At 61.7% G+C, this 16315-nt stretch carries 19 protein-coding genes; 9 read left to right on the top strand and 10 right to left on the bottom strand.

What is annotated here, in order from left to right; translation table 11 throughout:
* Positions 1 to 31 precede the first annotated feature (31 nt).
* Together E5E97_RS00680 and E5E97_RS00685 are read right to left on the bottom strand one after the other, a co-directional pair.
* Complete coding sequence (locus E5E97_RS00680) at positions 32 to 661, bottom strand: TIGR04219 family outer membrane beta-barrel protein (protein ID WP_011707376.1); 630 nt, start codon at positions 659 to 661, stop codon at positions 32 to 34.
* Positions 662 to 756: 95 nt separating this feature from the next.
* Entirely contained in the window at positions 757 to 1197 is a 441-nt protein-coding gene (locus tag E5E97_RS00685) for a copper chaperone PCu(A)C (RefSeq protein WP_011707377.1), read from the bottom strand.
* Between the two features lie 89 nt (positions 1198 to 1286).
* On the opposite strand from E5E97_RS00685, the gene E5E97_RS00690 reads away from it, so the two are divergent.
* Positions 1287 to 2036, top strand: coding sequence for an enoyl-CoA hydratase-related protein (locus tag E5E97_RS00690; RefSeq protein ID WP_171279708.1), 750 nt, complete (start codon positions 1287 to 1289; stop codon positions 2034 to 2036).
* A gap of 3 nt (positions 2037 to 2039) precedes the next feature.
* Here the strand turns inward: E5E97_RS00690 and E5E97_RS00695 are convergent, their stop codons facing one another.
* A complete protein-coding gene (locus E5E97_RS00695) occupies positions 2040 to 2468 on the bottom strand; it encodes a DUF2753 domain-containing protein (RefSeq protein ID WP_011707379.1) in 429 nt (142 codons plus the stop codon).
* Positions 2469 to 2758: 290 nt separating this feature from the next.
* Between E5E97_RS00695 and E5E97_RS00700 the strand changes: the two genes are divergently transcribed.
* Positions 2759 to 3424, top strand: a complete 666-nt coding sequence (locus E5E97_RS00700; RefSeq protein WP_171279709.1) for a CatB-related O-acetyltransferase — start codon at positions 2759 to 2761, stop codon at positions 3422 to 3424.
* 51 nt (positions 3425 to 3475) lie between these two features.
* Here E5E97_RS00700 and E5E97_RS00705 read toward each other — a convergent pair whose 3' ends face one another.
* The gene (locus E5E97_RS00705; RefSeq protein ID WP_171279710.1) at positions 3476 to 4183 is read right to left on the bottom strand and encodes a ParB-like protein; all 708 of its coding nucleotides are present in this window, start codon (positions 4181 to 4183) and stop codon (positions 3476 to 3478) included.
* 172 nt (positions 4184 to 4355) lie between these two features.
* Here E5E97_RS00705 and E5E97_RS00710 point away from each other — a divergent pair, with 172 nt between their 5' ends.
* Positions 4356 to 5960: an ABC transporter substrate-binding protein gene (locus E5E97_RS00710; protein ID WP_171279711.1), complete on the top strand. Its 1605-nt coding sequence runs from the start codon at positions 4356 to 4358 to the stop codon at positions 5958 to 5960.
* A gap of 113 nt (positions 5961 to 6073) precedes the next feature.
* The gene (locus E5E97_RS00715; protein ID WP_042064670.1) at positions 6074 to 6385 is read left to right on the top strand and encodes a hypothetical protein; all 312 of its coding nucleotides are present in this window, start codon (positions 6074 to 6076) and stop codon (positions 6383 to 6385) included.
* A gap of 48 nt (positions 6386 to 6433) precedes the next feature.
* On the opposite strand, the gene E5E97_RS00720 is transcribed toward E5E97_RS00715, so the two are convergent.
* Genes E5E97_RS00720 through E5E97_RS00740 form a run of 5 tightly spaced genes read right to left on the bottom strand, consistent with a single transcriptional unit; the run spans position 6434 to position 9347 of the window.
* Positions 6434 to 6853, bottom strand: coding sequence for a DUF4426 domain-containing protein (locus E5E97_RS00720; RefSeq protein ID WP_011707384.1), 420 nt, complete (start codon positions 6851 to 6853; stop codon positions 6434 to 6436).
* 18 nt (positions 6854 to 6871) lie between these two features.
* A complete protein-coding gene (gene yggU, locus E5E97_RS00725; protein WP_011707385.1) occupies positions 6872 to 7171 on the bottom strand; it encodes a DUF167 family protein YggU in 300 nt (99 codons plus the stop codon).
* On the bottom strand, positions 7171 to 7722 hold the full coding sequence (locus E5E97_RS00730) for a YggT family protein (RefSeq protein WP_016351969.1): 552 nt from the start codon (positions 7720 to 7722) through the stop codon (positions 7171 to 7173). Before E5E97_RS00730 ends, yggU begins: the two co-directional genes overlap by 1 nt.
* Before the next feature lie 40 nt (positions 7723 to 7762).
* On the bottom strand, positions 7763 to 8587 hold the full coding sequence (proC, locus tag E5E97_RS00735; RefSeq protein WP_041216516.1) for a pyrroline-5-carboxylate reductase: 825 nt from the start codon (positions 8585 to 8587) through the stop codon (positions 7763 to 7765).
* A 58-nt stretch (positions 8588 to 8645) separates the two neighbouring features.
* A complete protein-coding gene (locus E5E97_RS00740) occupies positions 8646 to 9347 on the bottom strand; it encodes a YggS family pyridoxal phosphate-dependent enzyme (RefSeq protein WP_029304817.1) in 702 nt (233 codons plus the stop codon).
* 39 nt (positions 9348 to 9386) lie between these two features.
* Between E5E97_RS00740 and tapT the strand changes: the two genes are divergently transcribed.
* The 3 genes from tapT to yaaA are packed head-to-tail and all read left to right on the top strand — an operon-like array spanning position 9387 to position 12364.
* The gene (gene tapT, locus E5E97_RS00745; protein WP_011707389.1) at positions 9387 to 10421 is read left to right on the top strand and encodes a type IVa pilus ATPase TapT; all 1035 of its coding nucleotides are present in this window, start codon (positions 9387 to 9389) and stop codon (positions 10419 to 10421) included.
* Positions 10422 to 10449: 28 nt separating this feature from the next.
* On the top strand, positions 10450 to 11559 hold the full coding sequence (gene tapU, locus E5E97_RS00750; RefSeq protein WP_017411211.1) for a type IVa pilus ATPase TapU: 1110 nt from the start codon (positions 10450 to 10452) through the stop codon (positions 11557 to 11559).
* Positions 11560 to 11590: 31 nt separating this feature from the next.
* Complete coding sequence (gene yaaA / locus E5E97_RS00755) at positions 11591 to 12364, top strand: peroxide stress protein YaaA (RefSeq protein WP_171279712.1); 774 nt, start codon at positions 11591 to 11593, stop codon at positions 12362 to 12364.
* Positions 12365 to 12540: 176 nt separating this feature from the next.
* Here yaaA and srmB read toward each other — a convergent pair whose 3' ends face one another.
* On the bottom strand, positions 12541 to 13764 hold the full coding sequence (gene srmB, locus E5E97_RS00760) for an ATP-dependent RNA helicase SrmB (protein WP_016351974.1): 1224 nt from the start codon (positions 13762 to 13764) through the stop codon (positions 12541 to 12543).
* Positions 13765 to 13892: 128 nt separating this feature from the next.
* On the opposite strand from srmB, the gene E5E97_RS00765 reads away from it, so the two are divergent.
* Positions 13893 to 14603, top strand: coding sequence for a tRNA1(Val) (adenine(37)-N6)-methyltransferase (locus tag E5E97_RS00765; protein WP_171279713.1), 711 nt, complete (start codon positions 13893 to 13895; stop codon positions 14601 to 14603).
* 191 nt (positions 14604 to 14794) lie between these two features.
* Positions 14795 to 16102 carry a branched-chain amino acid transport system II carrier protein gene (gene brnQ, locus E5E97_RS00770; RefSeq protein WP_011707394.1) on the top strand — a complete coding sequence of 436 codons (1308 nt, stop codon included), beginning with the start codon at positions 14795 to 14797 and terminating at the stop codon, positions 16100 to 16102.
* The last annotated feature ends 213 nt before the right edge of the window (positions 16103 to 16315 follow it).

Consider the following 16315-nt stretch of genomic DNA (forward strand, 5'->3'; position numbering starts at 1 on the left):
ATGGGGACATCGTTATCAGCCGTTGCCGGAATTAGAAGGTGAATTCGCCACCGATGAACCAGCCGTCGACCCGCTGGTCAACGCGATCGAAGTCCATGCTCGCATCACGCCAGCCGGCACGCACCTTGAGCGGTACGGTCGCGAACTTGTAGGAACCACCCAGACGGTAGTCATAGTTGTCGGCATCCTGCACGCGGGCATCGCCGAAGGCGGCAAAGCCGGTACCCGGGATGCGCACTTCGGCGCCGGTGTAGGCCATCAGCACGTCCTTGTCATAGGAGTAGTGCTGGGTGTTGAAATCACCATCGTAGCGACGACCGGTCAGACCCAGATCGATCTGGAACAGGTCGTTGTTGAACAGGCGATAGTAGAGGCTCAGGTCATACGCCATCAGATCGTTGTTGAGGGCGCCGCCGCTGGTACCGAAATCGGAGATCTCGAACTTGGCGTTGGGCAGCAGGATGATGCCGTGCTCCAGTTGCAGGTAGCCGCTCCAGTTGTAGTTCTCGTCGTAGCTGCCGTTGGCCCCGACACCGTTGATCTGGCCGCTGCCCTGAGCATTCCATACATCGGTACCGGCAGCGAAACGCCAGTCATCGGCAGCCATGGCTGCCTGGCTGAACAGGGCCAGTACGCAACCGGCAATCAAGGTCTTCTTCATCACGTCACTCTCTATCTATGGACTGGAAAGGCCATCATTTTACCCAGTGCGACGGGAATACACAGTGTAAAAAACTGAACAAGCGTCCATTAATGTCAGTGCTGCATGCCTGCCATGGGTTCAATCGGCTTCACCGGCAGGCTCAACTCCAGCTTCTGGCCATCATCCATGGTCAATGTCAGCGGGAAAGGGGTGCCCTGGGAGAGCTCGCGCACCTCGAACAGCATGATGTGAAAGCTGCCGGGTTTGAGCGCCACTTCACCCTTGGCCGGCACCTCTATGCTCTCGACCTGGCGCATCTTCATCACACCGTTCTCGTGCAGATGGGTGTGCAGCTCAGCGCGGCCCACCTCGGGCGAGGCGGCAGCCACCAGCTTGACCGGCTGATCGGCATCATTCTTCAGCACCAGAAAGGCGGCGGTGTTGGGCGAGCCCGGCGGCAGCAGGCGCACATAGCCGTCGACGGCCTCGACCTTGGCCAGGGCGGGAGCGGCCAGCCCCAGGGCCAGCAGGGAATAGAACGCACGTTTAAACATGGTTGAAATCCTTTTATGATGTTGTTAAACGCCACAAAGATTACCGCAGCAGTAAGCTTTTGACAGCCAGCAATAACAAGGATTTAGACATGGACCCCATTATCATTGTCGAGCAGCAGGATGGCTTGCTCACCCTGACCCTCAATCGTCCCGACAAGCGCAATGCCCTCAATACCGCCATGTATCGTGCGCTCACCGACGCCTTGCGACAAGCGACGGAAGATGACGCCATCCGCGCCCTGCTCATCCAGGGGCAGAGCGACTGCTTTACCGCCGGCAATGATCTGGCCGACTTCGTGGGGAAAGAGACTCTAGAGGCCGACGATCCCATCTTGCAGTTCCTCCACACCCTGGCCGACTTTCCGAAGCCGGTGATCGCCGCGGTCGGCGGCGCGGCGGTGGGGATTGGCACCACCCTGCTGCTGCACTGCGATCTGGTCTATCTGGCCGACAATGCCCGCCTGCAACTGCCCTTCGTCGAGCTGGGGCTGGTGCCGGAGTTTGCCTCCAGCCTGCTGCTGCCGCGCAGCGTGGGTCACTTGAAGGCGGCGGAGCTGCTGCTGCTGGCCGAAGCCATCGATGCCGACGAGGCACTGCGGCTGGGGCTCGCCAACCGGGTGCTGGCGGCCGCAGCGCTACTCCCCTTTGCCCGGGAGCAGGGTTTGAAGCTGGCGGCCAAGGCGCCGAAGGCACTGCAAAAGAGCAAGGCGCTGCTCAAGCAGGAACTCAGGCAGGCGGTGCACTTCGTCATCGATCTGGAGGCGCGCGCCTTCTCCCTCGCCCTGCTGGGGGAAGAGGCACAAACGCGGATCGCCCAGCGCCTCAAAGGCCGTAAATGATCCTCAGTTGAGGCGAAAGCGGCCGATCAGCTCGCAGCCCTGCACCTGATCCTGCAGCTGGATCAAGCGGGCGATGTCGGGATTGGGGTGGCGCTTGAGGAAAGAGAGCAGCGCCGCCCGACAGCAACCCAGTTCGCTGATGAGGGATTCGCACTCCTGGTTCGGACACTGGGGCACCAACGCCGTCACCAGCTCGGAGGCCAGCTTGAGGTAGCGCAACTCATAGGCCGGCTCCTCCATGGCGCGCCAGAAGTCGGCCAGCCGGTGGCAGGTCGCCACCCGCATGCTGGCCAACTCATCCAGCTCGCCGTCACTCAGTTCGTATACCTCGGCGAGGGCCTGCTGATAGAGGCAGATGGCGGTGCCGAGCGCGCCCGCGCCCAGTGCGTTTTCAGCCTCCAGCATGTAACGCTGCCAGATTTGATGGGTCATGCCGATCTCCCAAGTTGATGGGTGGGACTTTTATCATGCCCAGTTGAGAATGAATATCAACCCGATATTTCGTGCAGGTTTTGACCAGATAACGATGCTTGGCTTGGCCCCCATCCCCATATGACTTACCATGCCGATCCACCCTTCAGGACCCGCACTCTCCATGCTGCGACCCCGTTTACCCCAGGATCTGGGCTGCTCGACCCTGTGCGTGCCCCGCCTGCTGGTCTGGATCTATTAGCTGTGCTCCTCGCGTCATCCACCCTATCCATTTGAACGAGGAGACAACCATGAAACCCTGCCAACACTGGTCGCAGGTCGAGTACCTGCACCTGACGGTGAGCAACCCCAACATCCACCTGAAGGGGCGCCACAGCTACTACTCCGGCGCCTGGGACGGCCCGTTTGAAGAGGCCGCCGTGCGCTATCTGCACGGCGACCGTTTCAGCCGCAGCCCAGAGACCGGCTGGGAGCCGCTCTGGCACATCGATCAGCTCCATATCGGTGACTATGTGCAAATAGCCGCCGGGGTGAAGATCCTGATGGGCGGCAACTACACCCACAATGCCGACTTCATCAGCACCTACCCGTTTGCCGATCTCGATGCCCTCCAGCGCAGCTATCGCCCTGCCGGCGACACCCGCATCGGCAACGACGTCTGGATCGGCATGGACGCCATGATCATGCCGGGGGTCACCGTCGGCGACGGCGCCATCATAGCGGCGCGCGCCCTGGTCAATCAGGATGTGCCGCCCTATGCCATGGTGGCCGGTACGCCGGCCAAAGTGATCAGGATGCGCTTTGCTGAGGAGGAGATCGCCCGCTTGCAGGCGCTGGCCTGGTGGGAATGGCCGGATGCCCAGGTGCAGGCCTTGCTGCCGCTGATCCAGCAAGGCGAAGTGGCCCTGCTGGAACAGGCCGCCGCGCACTGGCAGCAGGCCCGGCAGCCATCATGACGAAGCGGGGGGCATAGGCCCCCCGCAATTGCTTTGATAGCGGCTATCCCCTCAGTTGCCGCTGCGCGACTGATTGACTCGGCACTGCTTGCCGGGATAACCGGGCAGATCCGCCGCCTTGCTGCTGCACGCCAGCCGCTTGGCCTGATAGAGGCGATCCGCCAGGTTGGCGCTGTCGACCGGCAGCCAGTCCATCTGCTGGCCGAGCCAGCTGGCCCAGGCAAACTCGACGAAGTAGACCTGCTCCCGCTTGTCGAAATAGCCCGCATCCTGCAGCAGCCCGGCCACCGTCCGGTAGGGGTAATCCGGCAGATCGCCGATGTGGGCCGGCAGTTGCTGCGGTGTCAGTGCACCGCCCTTTTCATCCTTGAGCCAGGCCCAGTGGTTGCACTGCATCTGGCTCCAGAAGTTCTCCTTGTCCTGCAACCTGGCGATCACCTTGACCCGCACCTGCTTCACGCCAGACTGCCACAGCGCCTTGGTCAGATGGTGCCTGTCCACCAGCCAGTAACCGCCATCGGGCGCAATGACGATGGGGATCTCTTTCTTTTTCATCAACTTGTCGAGCTGCTTTGCGCTCTTGCCCGCCAGCTCGGCCTGGGTGTTGTCGACCTGGATCTGGCCCACGCCGCCCTGGGTCGGATGCAGCTGATCTATGTTCACCTCGCACCAGCTACCAACCTGGCTCTCGCGCTCACACGGCGCCAAGGCCCAGGCCCCCTGACTGATGGCCAAAGCCAAAAGGATCCATGTTCTCATTGCTCACTCCTCTGCCCGAATGGCGGGTCAAATAAGATGCCGGGGAGTCCCCTCATCCAAGGGACTCATACTGGCGGTCTGACCAGCAAACGGGATATCATGATTTCCCGTCTGTCGGCGATCACTTCTCGCCGAGTTTTCACCCCGCTTCACACTATTTGAAGGATCAATCATGAAAGGATGGAGTCCCCTGCTGGCCCTGCTGGGCTGTGCCTGTGTCCAGGCTGCCGATGTTCCACCCGGCACCCAGCTCGCCACCGAACAGGCCGTCGTACGTCATCTGAAAGACGAGCCGGCGAGCCTGAGCCCGCTCAAGCTGGTCGGCCTGCCCGAGTTGCAGGTACTGCGGGATCTCTACGAGGGGCTGCTGACCCAGGGACCGGACGGCAAGGTGCAGCCCGGGGTCGCCGCCAGCTGGGACAATCAGGGCAATCAGCGCTTCACCTTCCATCTGCGCCCGGACGCCCGCTGGTCCAACGGCGATCCCGTGCAGGCCGCCGACTTCGTCTACGGCTGGCGCAAACTGGTGGATCCCAGGGAGGCCGCCACCTTTGCCTGGTTCGCCCAGCTGGCCCGCTTCGACAAGGTGGATGACATCGTGGCCGGCAAGCTGCCCCCCGCAGAGCTCGGGGTGAAGGCCCTTGATGAGCATACCCTGCAGGTAACCCTCTCCCAGCCGGTGCCCTACTTCCTGAGCCTGCTGACCCACCCCAGCCTGTCGCCACTGCATCGCGCCAGCATGGAGCAATACGGCAACCAGTGGACCCAGCCCGGCAAGCTGGTCGGCAACGGTGCCTTCGTGCTGAGTCACCGGGTGGTGAACGAGAAGCTGGAGCTGACCCCCAACCCCTACTACTGGGATCACGCCCATACCGTGCTGACCAAGGTCACCTTCGTGCCCATCAACCAGGAGAGCGCGGCCACCAACCGCTACCTGGCCGGCGACCTGCACATCACCGAGTCCTTCCCCAAGGAGCAGTATCACAAGCTGATGCAGCAGATCCCGGGCGAGGTCTATACCCCGGATCAGCTCGGCACCTACTACTACGCCTTCAATACCCAGCGCGCCCCCCTCAACGACGTGCGGGTGCGCAAGGCGCTCTCCTACACCATCGACCGGGGCCTCATCGCCAGCAAGATCCTGGGCACCGGAGAAAAACCGGCCTATCACTTCACCCCGGACGTGGTTGCCGGCTTCGAGCCCAAGGCCAACCTGCTCTCCAGCAGCAGTCAGCAGGTGCTGGACGACAAGGCCAGAGCCCTGCTCAAGGAGGCGGGCTACGGCCCGACCAACCCGCTCAAACTGACCCTGCTCTACAACACGGCCGAGGTACACAAGAAGATGGCGCTGGCCATCGCCAACCTGTGGAAACAGAAGCTGGGAGCCCGGGTCGAGCTCACCAATCAGGAGTGGAAAACCTATCTCGACAGCCGCCAGAGCGGGGAGTTCGAGGTGATCCGCTCCTCCTGGGTGGCCGACTACAACGACCCGTCCGCCTTCCTCGGCCTGTGGGGCTCCCACCACAGCGGCAACATGGCCCGCTTCGCCAATGCCGGCTACGATGCCCTGCTGGCCAAGGCTGCCAGCAGCCAGGATCCCCGTGAGCGGGCCCGCCTGTTCGATGAGGCCGAAACCATACTGCAGGACGAGGCGCCCATCGCCCCCATCTATCAGTACACCAACGCCCGGCTGATCAAGCCCTGGCTCAAGGGCTATCCCATCAACAATCCGGAAGACGTGGCCTACAGCCGCCAGCTCTACCTCGTCAAACACTGACCCTGTGGGGGCCGGCCATGCCGGCTCCCTCTCTTCCCCTGTTCATGCTCAAGTTTTCGGCATAGAATGCCGCCCTTTCAGACAACCCCCCCCCCTCAGTCACCGATGTTGTTATGCGCTATTTATTGATGATCGCCCTGCTGGCGGCCCTGCCCGTCCAGGCTGCCAGCGAGGCCCAGTGCCGCCAGGCCTTCACCGAGTGGATGCTGGCCCAGCACAAGCAGTTCAGCGACCGCAAGGCCAGCAAGATGGAGCGGCGCAGCGCTGAGCGGGCCATCGATCAGGTGCGCAGCGAGTTCTCGAAGCGGGAGAGCTTCTGTCAGGCCATGGAGTGGGTGGAGCACAACCGGGATCAGGATCCCCGCTTCACCCCGCGGATCGGGGAGATCCACGACTTCACCCCGCCGGCCGACTCGCCATCATGAAAAAAGCCCCGAACCTGCGTTCGGGGCTTTTTCTGGGCATGACAAGCATCAGTCGACGTAGAAGGTCTGCTGGAAGGTCAGCGTCTGCTGCTGCCCCTCTCCCATGATCTTCAGGGTGAACTGGTAGGTATCTTCGTTGCGATAGGGCAGCACCGCCAGATAGTAGATGGCATCCCCCTCCTTGACCTCCTGGAAGCTCAGGTTGCGGATGGTGCCGGTGAGGTTCTTGGCCTCGCCGCTGATCCCCACCGCCTGGGCGACCCCCTGCTTGTTCTGCACCGCGATGTTGACGATGCCGTTGTAGCGGCTGCGCTCCAGGCCGTAGGCCTTGGCCACCTCGGGGGTGAGGAAGCTGGAGTTGAAGGCGCTGTAGTGCACCTGCCAGGGGCCCAGTTCCTTCATCTGTTCGGCCCGCAGGGGCAAGGTCAGCAGCAGTGCCAGCAGGCAGCTTATCCAGGCTGTTTTCATGGTGTCATCCTTCTCGTGTTAACCCTGATTGTCCAGCAGGGCACTGACCTCGGCGGGGATCTGCCTGGGCGCCTCGATGGCGACCGTCTTGTGCCGTCCCAGCTCCCCCCGCACGATGCGAACCTGCCCCTTGGCCACCTTGAACTGCTTGGCCAGATACTTGATCAAGTGGCTGTTGGCCTGGCCATCCACCGGCGGCGCCGTGATGGCCACTTTCAACTCTTCTCCATGCAATCCGACGATCTGATCCCGACTCGCCTTGGGCTGGATCATCAGATGCATTATCAGCTCATCCCCTTCCCGCAGGACGGCTGCCATCAAATCATCCACCACAGCTGGCCGAACAGATCACCCAACAGATAGTTTATGGCCTGCAGCCCGATAAAGGCGACCAGCACGGAGAGATCCAGCCCGCCCAGGGCCGGCAGAATGCGACGGATGGGGGCCAGGAAGGGCTCGGTCAGCTGGTGCATCACGTACTCGATGGGGTTGCGACCCTGGCTGACCCAGCTCAGGATGGCGCGGATCAGCAGCACCCAGAAGATCATGGAGCCGGCCTTCTTCAGCACGGTCAGCCCGGCAAACAGGCTGAGGGTGAGCCAGTCGGCCAGCAGCACGTTCATGCTCTTGAGCAACGCCAGCTTGGCGAAGGCGATGATGATGGCCAGCAGCACAGAGGCCATGTCCAGCCCGCCAAACCCGGGAATGACCCGGCGCAGCGGCACCACCAGCGGATTGGTCAGCTTGACCACCATCTGGCTCATGGGGTTGTAGAAGTCTGCGCGGGCCCACTGCAGCCAGACGCGCAACAGCACCACCATGAGATAGAGGTCAAAAATCGTGTTAATCAGAAAGTAAGCAGTGTTCATCTGGGCTCCAGGTTGAGACAGAGAGTAAGAGAAATCGGGTTCAGAACAGGGTTTCCATTTCGCCGGCCCGGGCAACGGCCGCCTGCATGGCGTGTGCCGTCAGCGGCATCAGTCCCTGCTGCTGGAAAGTCTTGATCGCCTCGGCGGTGGTGCCGCCCTTGCTGGTCACCTGCTCGCGCAGGGTCTGCAGCGACAGCTCGGGATTCTGCTCGACCATGGCCGCCGCACCAAGGGCGGTCTGCTGCACCAGCAGGCGAGCCTGCTCGGGGGAGAAGCCCATGGCCTCAGCCTCCTCGGCGATGGCCTGCATGAACAGGAAGAAGTAGGCAGGTGCACTGCCGGCCGCGGCGATGACGCCGTTGATGGCGGACTCCTGCTCCACCCACAGGGTTTTGCCCACCGCCTGCATCATCTGCTCGGCCAGCGCGCGGTCAGCCTGCTCGATGCCGGGCGGGGCGTACAGCCCGGTCATGCCCAGCCCCAGCAGAGAGGGGGTGTTCGGCATGGTGCGGATGATCCGGCCGTGGCCGCCCGCCATCTCGGCCAGCCGCGCCACCTTGATGCCGGCGGCGATGGAGATGAGCAGCTTGCCCTCCAGCGTGCCCAGCTGTGCCACCAGCGCACTCAGCATGGCGGCCATCAGCTGCGGCTTGACCGCCAGCACGATCACCTCCGCCGCCCGGGCCGCCTCGGCGTTGTCCTGGGTGATGCGGATGCCGTAGTCGTTGGCCAGCGCATCCAGCTTGGGCCGACTGGGGTTGGCGGCGATGATCCGGTCGGCCGGATAGCCCGCCTGAACCAGACCGGCAATGATACTGCGGCTCATGTTGCCCGCCCCGATAAAGGCGAGGATTCTATGCTGCATCAAACGCTCCTGTTACCTGAAAAAAGCACTGCCCGATGCATCGCATCCCGGGCCTTGCTCATGAATAGTCGCGAGCACCGAAGATGGCGGTACCGACCCGCACCATGGTGCTGCCGTGGCCGATCGCCAGTTCGAGATCCTCGGTCATCCCCATCGAGAGGGTGTCGACGCCCGGGTATTGTTGCGCAAGCTCGGTGAACAGAGTCTGCATGCGCACCATCTGGGCGGCCAGCACCGCCTCGTCGCTGGTGTGCTCCGGAATCGCCATCAGGCCACGCAGCCGCAGCCGTTCACAGCGGGAGACCAGTTCAGCCAGACGGAAAATCTCTTGCTCCGACGTTCCGGATTTGCTGCTCTCTCCGCTAATATTGATTTGCAGACAGACATTTAGCGGCGCGAGCCCACTCGGGCGCTGATTGTTCAGGCGTTCGATCAGCTTCTCTCTGTCCACGCTCTGCACCCAGTCGAAGCGCTCGGCCACCAGCTTGGATTTGTTCGATTGCAGCGGGCCGATAAAGTGCCACTCTATGTCTGCACAGGCCCCTTGCTCACGCAGGGTATCTATCTTGGTCGCCGCTTCCTGGGCGTAGGATTCGCCAAAGCGGCGCTGGCCGGCGGCATAGGCCTCGCAAACGGCCTCCAGCGGTTTGGTCTTGCTGACCGCCAGCAGTTGGATGTGATCGCGGCTTCGGCCCGCGCGACTGGCGGCTTGTACAATACGTTCCTTGACCTGAAGCAGGTGCTCGGCAATCTGGTTCATGTTTCGTTAGTGATCTTGTGATGGGAGAATGACAAATCTATGGATATCACAGAGTTATTGGCTTTCAGTGTAAAACATAAAGCCTCGGATCTACACCTCTCGGCCGGGGTTCCCCCGATGATCAGGGTTGATGGCGAGGTTCGCAAGATCAATTTGCCCGCCCTGGAACACCGGGAAGTGCACGCCCTCATCTACGACATCATGAACGACCACCAACGCAAGGAACTGGAAGAGAACTTCGAGGTGGACTTCTCGTTCGAGGTGCCGAACCTGGCTCGCTTCCGGGTCAACGCCTTCCAGCAGGCGCGCGGCTCCGGCGCGGTATTTCGGACCATCCCCAGCACTGTGCTGAGCCTCGAAGATCTGGACGCGCCGGAGATCTTTCGCAAGATTGCCGAATACCCGCGCGGCCTGGTGCTGGTGACCGGCCCGACCGGCTCGGGTAAATCCACCACCCTGGCGGCCATGGTCAACTACATCAACGAGAACTTTCATCACCACATCCTCACCATCGAGGATCCCATCGAATTCGTGCACGAGAACAAGCGCTGTCTGGTGAACCAGCGGGAAGTACACCGCGATACCAAGAGCTTCAGCAACGCCCTGCGCTCGGCGCTGCGGGAAGACCCGGACATCATCCTGGTAGGCGAGATGCGCGATCTGGAAACCATTCGTCTGGCCATGACCGCGGCCGAGACCGGCCACCTGGTGTTCGGCACCCTGCACACCTCGTCGGCGGCCAAGACCATCGACCGGATCATCGACGTCTTCCCCGGTGCGGAAAAAGACATGGTGCGCTCCATGCTCTCCGAGTCGCTGCGGGCGGTCATCTCCCAGACCCTGCTCAAGCGCATCGGTGGCGGCCGGGTGGCGGCCCACGAGATCATGATGGGCATTCCCGCCGTGCGTAACCTCATCCGGGAAGACAAGATTGCCCAGCTCTACTCGGTGATCCAGACCGGGATGACCCACGGCATGCAGACCATGGATCAGAGCCTCAAGCAGCTGGTGAGCCGCGGCGTAGTGGCGGCGCTGGATGCCAAGGCCAAGGCGGTCGATCCCAACACCATCTAACCACGACGAATCTAGGGAAGGAGTCGTTATGAATCTGGATGCCCTGCTGACCGAGCTGGTCGCCCGCAAAGGCTCGGATCTGTTCATCACGGTCGGCACGCCGCCGACCCTCAAGGTCAACGGCCACCTGCAGTCACTGGCAGAAGCCCCCCTCGACAAGGCAAGGGCGCTGGCGCTGGTCAAGGAGACCCTGAGCCAGGAGCACTTCGAGCGCTATCTGCATACCAAGGAGGCCAACTACGCCATCCACCGCGAGGAGCTTGGCCGCTTTCGGGTCAGCGCCTTCTGGCAGCAGGAGCTGCCGGGCATGGTGCTGCGCCGTATCGAGACCCGCATCCCCACCTTCGACGAGCTGGCGCTGCCCCCCATCCTGCAGGAGATCGCCCTGGCCAAGCGCGGGCTGGTGCTGTTCGTCGGAGCCACCGGCGCCGGCAAATCCACCACCCAGGCGGCCATGATCGGCTATCGCAACCAGCATGTGGACGGCCACATCCTGACGGTGGAAGATCCGGTGGAGTTCGTGCATCAGCACGGCCGTAGCCTGATCACCCAGCGCGAGGTGGGTATAGACACAGCGTCATTCGACGTGGCGCTGAAGAGTTCGCTGCGCCAGGCCCCTGACGTGATCCTGATCGGTGAAATCCGCAGCCAGGAGACCATGGAGTTTGCCCTGCAGTTTGCCGAGACCGGCCACCTCTGTCTCGCCACCCTGCACGCCAACAATGCCAATCAGGCGCTGGACCGCATCCTGCACCTGGTCCCTCAGGAGAAACATCGCCAGTTCTTGTTCGATCTCTCCTTCAACCTGCGTGCCATCGTGGCCCAGCAACTGCTGCCCAGCCTGGACGGACGCCGCCGCTGTGCGGCCTTCGAGGTGCTGCTCAACACCCCGCTCATCACCGATATCGTCCGCAAGGGGGAGATGCACCGGCTCAAGGAGGTGATGACCAAGTCCACCGAGCTCGGCATGCAGACCTTCGATCAGGCGTTGTTCGCCCTGTTCTGTGCCGGCCAAATTGGCTACAGTGAGGCCCTTGCCCATGCCGACTCGGCCAACGACCTGCGACTGCTGATCAAGCTGTCGGGGCGCGAGCAGCTGGGTGCAGGCACTCTCGACAACGTCACCCTGGATGAATGAGGGGCGTACGTAACCGCTATAAAGGATCGTTATGCTGATTGTGGTTTCCCCGGCCAAGACGCTGGACTACGAGTCGCCGCTGGTGACTTCCCGTTTCACCCAACCCGAGCTGCTGGACCACTCCGCCGAGCTGATCGGCCGGGCCCGCCAGCTGAGCCCGGACCAGATCGCCAGCCTGATGAAGATCAGCGACAAGCTGGCCGGCCTCAACGCCGCCCGCTTTGCCGACTGGCAACCCTACTTCAGCCCGGCCAACGCCCGCCAGGCGCTGCTGGCCTTCAAGGGGGATGTCTACACGGGGCTGGCGGTGGAGGATTTCAGCGAGGCAGATTTCGACTTCGCCCAGGCACACCTGCGCATGCTCTCCGGTCTCTACGGGGTGTTGCGCCCGCTCGATCTGATGATGCCCTACCGGCTGGAGATGGGGATCCGCCTCGACAACGCGCGTGGCAAGGATCTCTACCAATTCTGGGGTGACATCATCACCGCCCACCTGAACAAGGCGCTGGCTGCCCAGGGGGACGAGGTGTTGATCAACCTGGCTTCCGACGAGTACTTCAAGTCGGTACATCCCAAGGCCCTGCAGGGGCGCATCATCACGCCGGTGTTCAAGGACGAGAAGAACGGCCAGTTCAAGATCATCAGCTTCTACGCCAAGAAGGCGCGCGGCATGATGGCCCGTCACATCATCAAGCACCGGCTCACCAAGGTGGAGCAGCTGACCGGGTTCAACGCCGATGGCTACTACTTCGTAGCGGAAGAGTCCGACGCCCATACCCTGATGTTCAAACGCGCTGAAAATTAATTACGACCCGAGGGAACCAAATTCAGGATCCCCAAGTCTGAATAGGTGAATCCTCTGTTGTAAGCACTTTTTATTGGCCGACGTTTATACGTCGGCTTTTTTCTTTTCTGGCCCCCGCCGAGTGGGCAGCAGATAGCACAACGGCCATCCGGGGATGGCCGTTGTGGCGGGCAGGCTTACTTCTTTTTCTTCTTGGCCGACTTCTTCTTGTCGTCCTTCGGCTTTTTCTTCTTCACCGGCACCCGCGCCTCTTTATGTTTGGGGCGCAGTTCGTCGATCACCCGGCGCTTGAGACGCTCTTCGGTGTAGCGCTCGATCTTGGCGACCATCGCCATGTCGTGGGCTTCCACCAGGCTGATGGCACAGCCGCGGTTGCCGGCACGGCCGGTGCGGCCGATCCGGTGGACGTAGACATCGGCGCCGTAGGGCATGTCGTAGTTGATGACATGGCTGACGTTGGGCAGGTCGATGCCGCGGGCGGCCACGTCGGTGGCGATGAGGAAGGGCACTTCCCCTTCATGGAACTTGCGGATCGACTCGATGCGCTTGCTCTGCTCCATCTCGCCGCGGATCCAGGCGCAGGAGACGCCAGCCGCCTGCAACTGACCGGACAGCTCCGCCAGCCGCTCACGGGTCTTGACGAAGATGATGGCTTTCTGGGTCTCGGGATCTTTCAGGATGTGTACCAGCAGGGCCAGCTTGTGAGCGGCATCGTCGGCCAGGTGCACCCACTGGGTGATGGGGCGACGTTCGCTGCGGGGCGGCTCGGCGTGCAGCTCTACCGGCTCCTTCAGGATATCGTTGGCGAACTTCTCAAGGCCTGCCCCTTCCAGGGTGGCGGAGAACAGCATGGTGTGCTTGCGATAACGCGCCTCTTCCACGATGCGGTTCACATCCTTGATGAAGCCCATGTCCAGCATGCGGTCCGCTTCGTCCAGCACCAGCACCTCGATGTCGTGGCTCTCGAACTCCTCTTTCTCGATGTACTCGAGCAGGCGGCCCGGGGTGGCCACCACAATGTCGGTGGTCTTGGTCAGGGCCGGCAGTTGCTCTTCATGGCTTACGCCGCCGATGATGGTCTCGATGCTGAGGTTGGTGTGGGCCGCCAGCGCCTTGGCGTGGGCGGTGACCTGCAGCGCCAGCTCGCGGGTCGGGGTCAGCACCAGCATGCGGCACGGGCCCGGCTTGCGGCGCGGGAAGTCCAGCAGATGCTGCAGGGCTGGCAGCAGGAAGGCGGCGGTCTTGCCGGTACCGGTCGGGGCGGATGCCAGAATATCGCGGCCGTCCAGGGCTGGCTCCAGCACCATCTGCTGAATGGTGGTGGGGCGGGTGAAACCCATCTCGGCCAAGGCCCGGTTGAGGGCTGGATTCAGGTCGAAATCATCAAAGGACTGGCTCATGGCAATACTCGGTCATTAAGGAAACGGCAGATTATAGGCGATTATGTCGTCGGCTCCTATGGCGACTGTGGCTTAGTCGCTATAATCGCCGACCATTTTCTGCGGCGCTGGCACAGGACGGGAGTCGGATGGGACGAAACAGCGGTTTTACCTTCAAGCAATTTCACGTCGCGCACGATCGCTGCGCCATGAAAGTCGGCACCGATGGCATCCTGCTCGGCGCCTGGGCACCTGTCACCAACGCCCGCCGGGTGCTCGACATTGGCAGTGGCAGTGGCCTCATCGCCCTGATGCTGGCTCAGCGCAGCCCTGCCGACTGCCACATCGATGCGGTAGAGCTGGATAGCAATGCAGCCCGGCAGGCTCGCGAGAATGCGGCAGCCTCCCCCTGGCATGAGCGGGTCACCGTCATCGAGAGTGCCATTCAAACCTATCAGGCCGCCCCTTACGATCTCATCGTCTCCAACCCGCCCTACTTCGTGGCGGGCCAGTCGTTTCGCGATCCGGCCAGGGCATTGGCACGTCATACCGGCGGCCTCGACAGCCGGGATCTGCTGGCCGCCTGTGACCGGCTATTGGCCCCCAACGGCGAGGTTGCGCTGGTCGTGCCAACGGCCATGGCCGATGAAATTTTATGCATCTCGGCGGATTATGATCTGCACGCCGTTTGTTATACAGCTGTTATCACCAGAGCGGGAAAAGAGGCAAATCGTGTTTTATTGCGACTTGGCAGAGGATTAAACAAGTGTGAGCAGGGTGAAATCGTGATCCATTCTGCTGATGGAACCTATTCCGACAGATACATCCAACTAACCAGCCCCTTCTATTTTAAGATGTAAATTTCGTCTTGAACTATTTTTTCACGCCATTATGCTGGCTTCTAAACGAGCGCCCGCTCAAGACCAGCTCAAACCACTGGTTGCGATGAAAAAACAAGCGGGGCTCCTTTTTTTTACCCCTGAACAATATCGGTCACTGACCAATAAAAAACTATAACAAGCAATAGTTTACAAGACAGACGAGGTTGAACTTGACGAAATCACTCACATTGTCCGACGTGCTCGGATTGGGCTTCATGACCTTCGCCTTCTATCTGGGCGCCGGCAACATCATCTTCCCGCCGCTGGCTGGTTACATGGCAGGTGAGCACCTCTCTCTCGCCATGCTGGGATTCCTGGTCACTGCCGTCGGTCTGCCCCTCATCACCATCATCGCCGTCGCCAAGGCAGGCAACGGCTGGGCCGGCATGACCAAGCTGCTGCCGGCCGGCGTCGCCACCGCACTGGCCGTCGCCATCTACATCATCATCGGTCCGGCCTTCGCCGCCCCCCGTACCGGGCTGGTGGCCTACGAAATGGGCCTCAAGCCTTTCATCGGTGACATGGGTCAGGCCGGTCTGGCGGCCTACACCGTACTGTTTTTCGGCGTGGCCATCCTGGTCTCCATGAATCAGGGCAAGCTGATGGATGCCATCGGCAAATACCTGACCCCGGTGCTGATGCTGTTGCTGCTGACCCTGGCCATCGGCGTGTTCGTCGCCCCGCAAGGTGACATGCCGGCCTCTTCCGGTGACTATCAGAACGGCCCCTTCGTGAAAGGGATCCTGGAAGGCTACAACACCATGGACACCCTGGCGTCCCTGATGTTCGGTGCCCTGATCGTCGACCTGCTGCGCCAGAAAGGCATTCATGACTACCAGAGCCAGTTCAAGTACCTGGCCATTGCCGGCATCATCTCTGCCATCGGTCTGTCCGTGGTCTACGTCTCCCTGTTCCAGCTGGGCAACACCGCAGCCGGCGTCGCCACCGACATCAGCAACGGTGGCGCCATCGTCAACGCCTACGTGTTGAGCCTGTTTGGGCAGCCGGGTCAGTTCATCCTGGCCGCCATCATCACCCTGGCCTGTTTCACCACCGCCGTAGGCCTGATCTCCGCCTGCTCCGACTTCTTCCACAACTTGACCGGCATGAGCTACAAGAAGCTGGTGGTATTGCTGGGGGTCATCTGCGCCGTGGTCGCCAACGTGGGCCTGAGCCAGCTCATCAGTCTCTCCATCCCGGTGCTGGTCGCCATCTACCCGGTTGCCGTGGCACTGGTGCTGGTCACCTTCCTGAAGGGTTACTTCGGTCGCCCGCGCCTGGTGTTCCGCGCCGTGCTGATGGTTGCCTTCCTGTTCGGCTGCCTGGACGGTCTGGGCGCCGCCGGCATGAAGATGGATGCGTTTGCCTTCCTGCCGCTGTTCGACAAGGGCCTGGCCTGGCTGCTGCCGACCCTGCTGGCCTGTGGCCTCGGCATGGCGGTACGCTCCGGCGAGAAACTGGCTGCCGAAGCCGCCTGATTTCACTCCAGCCCATCTCAAAGAGCCTGCCTTGCGCAGGCTCTTTCGTTTGTCTGCCCACAGCCTTTTACCACCCGTTGCCCCTTTCCTGTGGCCAGCCCTCTGCCGCCATGCCGACCTCCTTCACTGCTGCCAACCGCTGGCTAATCGGTGATTTATTCTGGCCAATTAAATTGTTTCAAGATATTAATGTGTGATTGAGATCAAATTTCT

The sequence above is a fragment of the Aeromonas sp. 2692-1 genome (assembly GCF_013085505.1).
GTDB lineage: Bacteria > Pseudomonadota > Gammaproteobacteria > Enterobacterales > Aeromonadaceae > Aeromonas > Aeromonas hydrophila.

What these genes read in the sequence shown, in the direction of transcription:
- E5E97_RS00680 (WP_011707376.1), bottom strand. Translation starts at nt 661, where the DNA reads ATGAAGAAGACCTTGATTGCCGGTTGCGTACTGGCCCTGTTCAGCCAG.
- E5E97_RS00685 (WP_011707377.1), bottom strand. Translation starts at nt 1,197, where the DNA reads ATGTTTAAACGTGCGTTCTATTCCCTGCTGGCCCTGGGGCTGGCCGCT.
- E5E97_RS00690 (WP_171279708.1), top strand. Translation starts at nt 1,287, where the DNA reads ATGGACCCCATTATCATTGTCGAGCAGCAGGATGGCTTGCTCACCCTG.
- E5E97_RS00695 (WP_011707379.1), bottom strand. Translation starts at nt 2,468, where the DNA reads ATGACCCATCAAATCTGGCAGCGTTACATGCTGGAGGCTGAAAACGCA.
- E5E97_RS00700 (WP_171279709.1), top strand. Translation starts at nt 2,759, where the DNA reads ATGAAACCCTGCCAACACTGGTCGCAGGTCGAGTACCTGCACCTGACG.
- E5E97_RS00705 (WP_171279710.1), bottom strand. Translation starts at nt 4,183, where the DNA reads ATGAGAACATGGATCCTTTTGGCTTTGGCCATCAGTCAGGGGGCCTGG.
- E5E97_RS00710 (WP_171279711.1), top strand. Translation starts at nt 4,356, where the DNA reads ATGAAAGGATGGAGTCCCCTGCTGGCCCTGCTGGGCTGTGCCTGTGTC.
- E5E97_RS00715 (WP_042064670.1), top strand. Translation starts at nt 6,074, where the DNA reads ATGCGCTATTTATTGATGATCGCCCTGCTGGCGGCCCTGCCCGTCCAG.
- E5E97_RS00720 (WP_011707384.1), bottom strand. Translation starts at nt 6,853, where the DNA reads ATGAAAACAGCCTGGATAAGCTGCCTGCTGGCACTGCTGCTGACCTTG.
- yggU (WP_011707385.1), bottom strand. Translation starts at nt 7,171, where the DNA reads ATGGCAGCCGTCCTGCGGGAAGGGGATGAGCTGATAATGCATCTGATG.
- E5E97_RS00730 (WP_016351969.1), bottom strand. Translation starts at nt 7,722, where the DNA reads ATGAACACTGCTTACTTTCTGATTAACACGATTTTTGACCTCTATCTC.
- proC (WP_041216516.1), bottom strand. Translation starts at nt 8,587, where the DNA reads ATGCAGCATAGAATCCTCGCCTTTATCGGGGCGGGCAACATGAGCCGC.
- E5E97_RS00740 (WP_029304817.1), bottom strand. Translation starts at nt 9,347, where the DNA reads ATGAACCAGATTGCCGAGCACCTGCTTCAGGTCAAGGAACGTATTGTA.
- tapT (WP_011707389.1), top strand. Translation starts at nt 9,387, where the DNA reads ATGGATATCACAGAGTTATTGGCTTTCAGTGTAAAACATAAAGCCTCG.
- tapU (WP_017411211.1), top strand. Translation starts at nt 10,450, where the DNA reads ATGAATCTGGATGCCCTGCTGACCGAGCTGGTCGCCCGCAAAGGCTCG.
- yaaA (WP_171279712.1), top strand. Translation starts at nt 11,591, where the DNA reads ATGCTGATTGTGGTTTCCCCGGCCAAGACGCTGGACTACGAGTCGCCG.
- srmB (WP_016351974.1), bottom strand. Translation starts at nt 13,764, where the DNA reads ATGAGCCAGTCCTTTGATGATTTCGACCTGAATCCAGCCCTCAACCGG.
- E5E97_RS00765 (WP_171279713.1), top strand. Translation starts at nt 13,893, where the DNA reads ATGGGACGAAACAGCGGTTTTACCTTCAAGCAATTTCACGTCGCGCAC.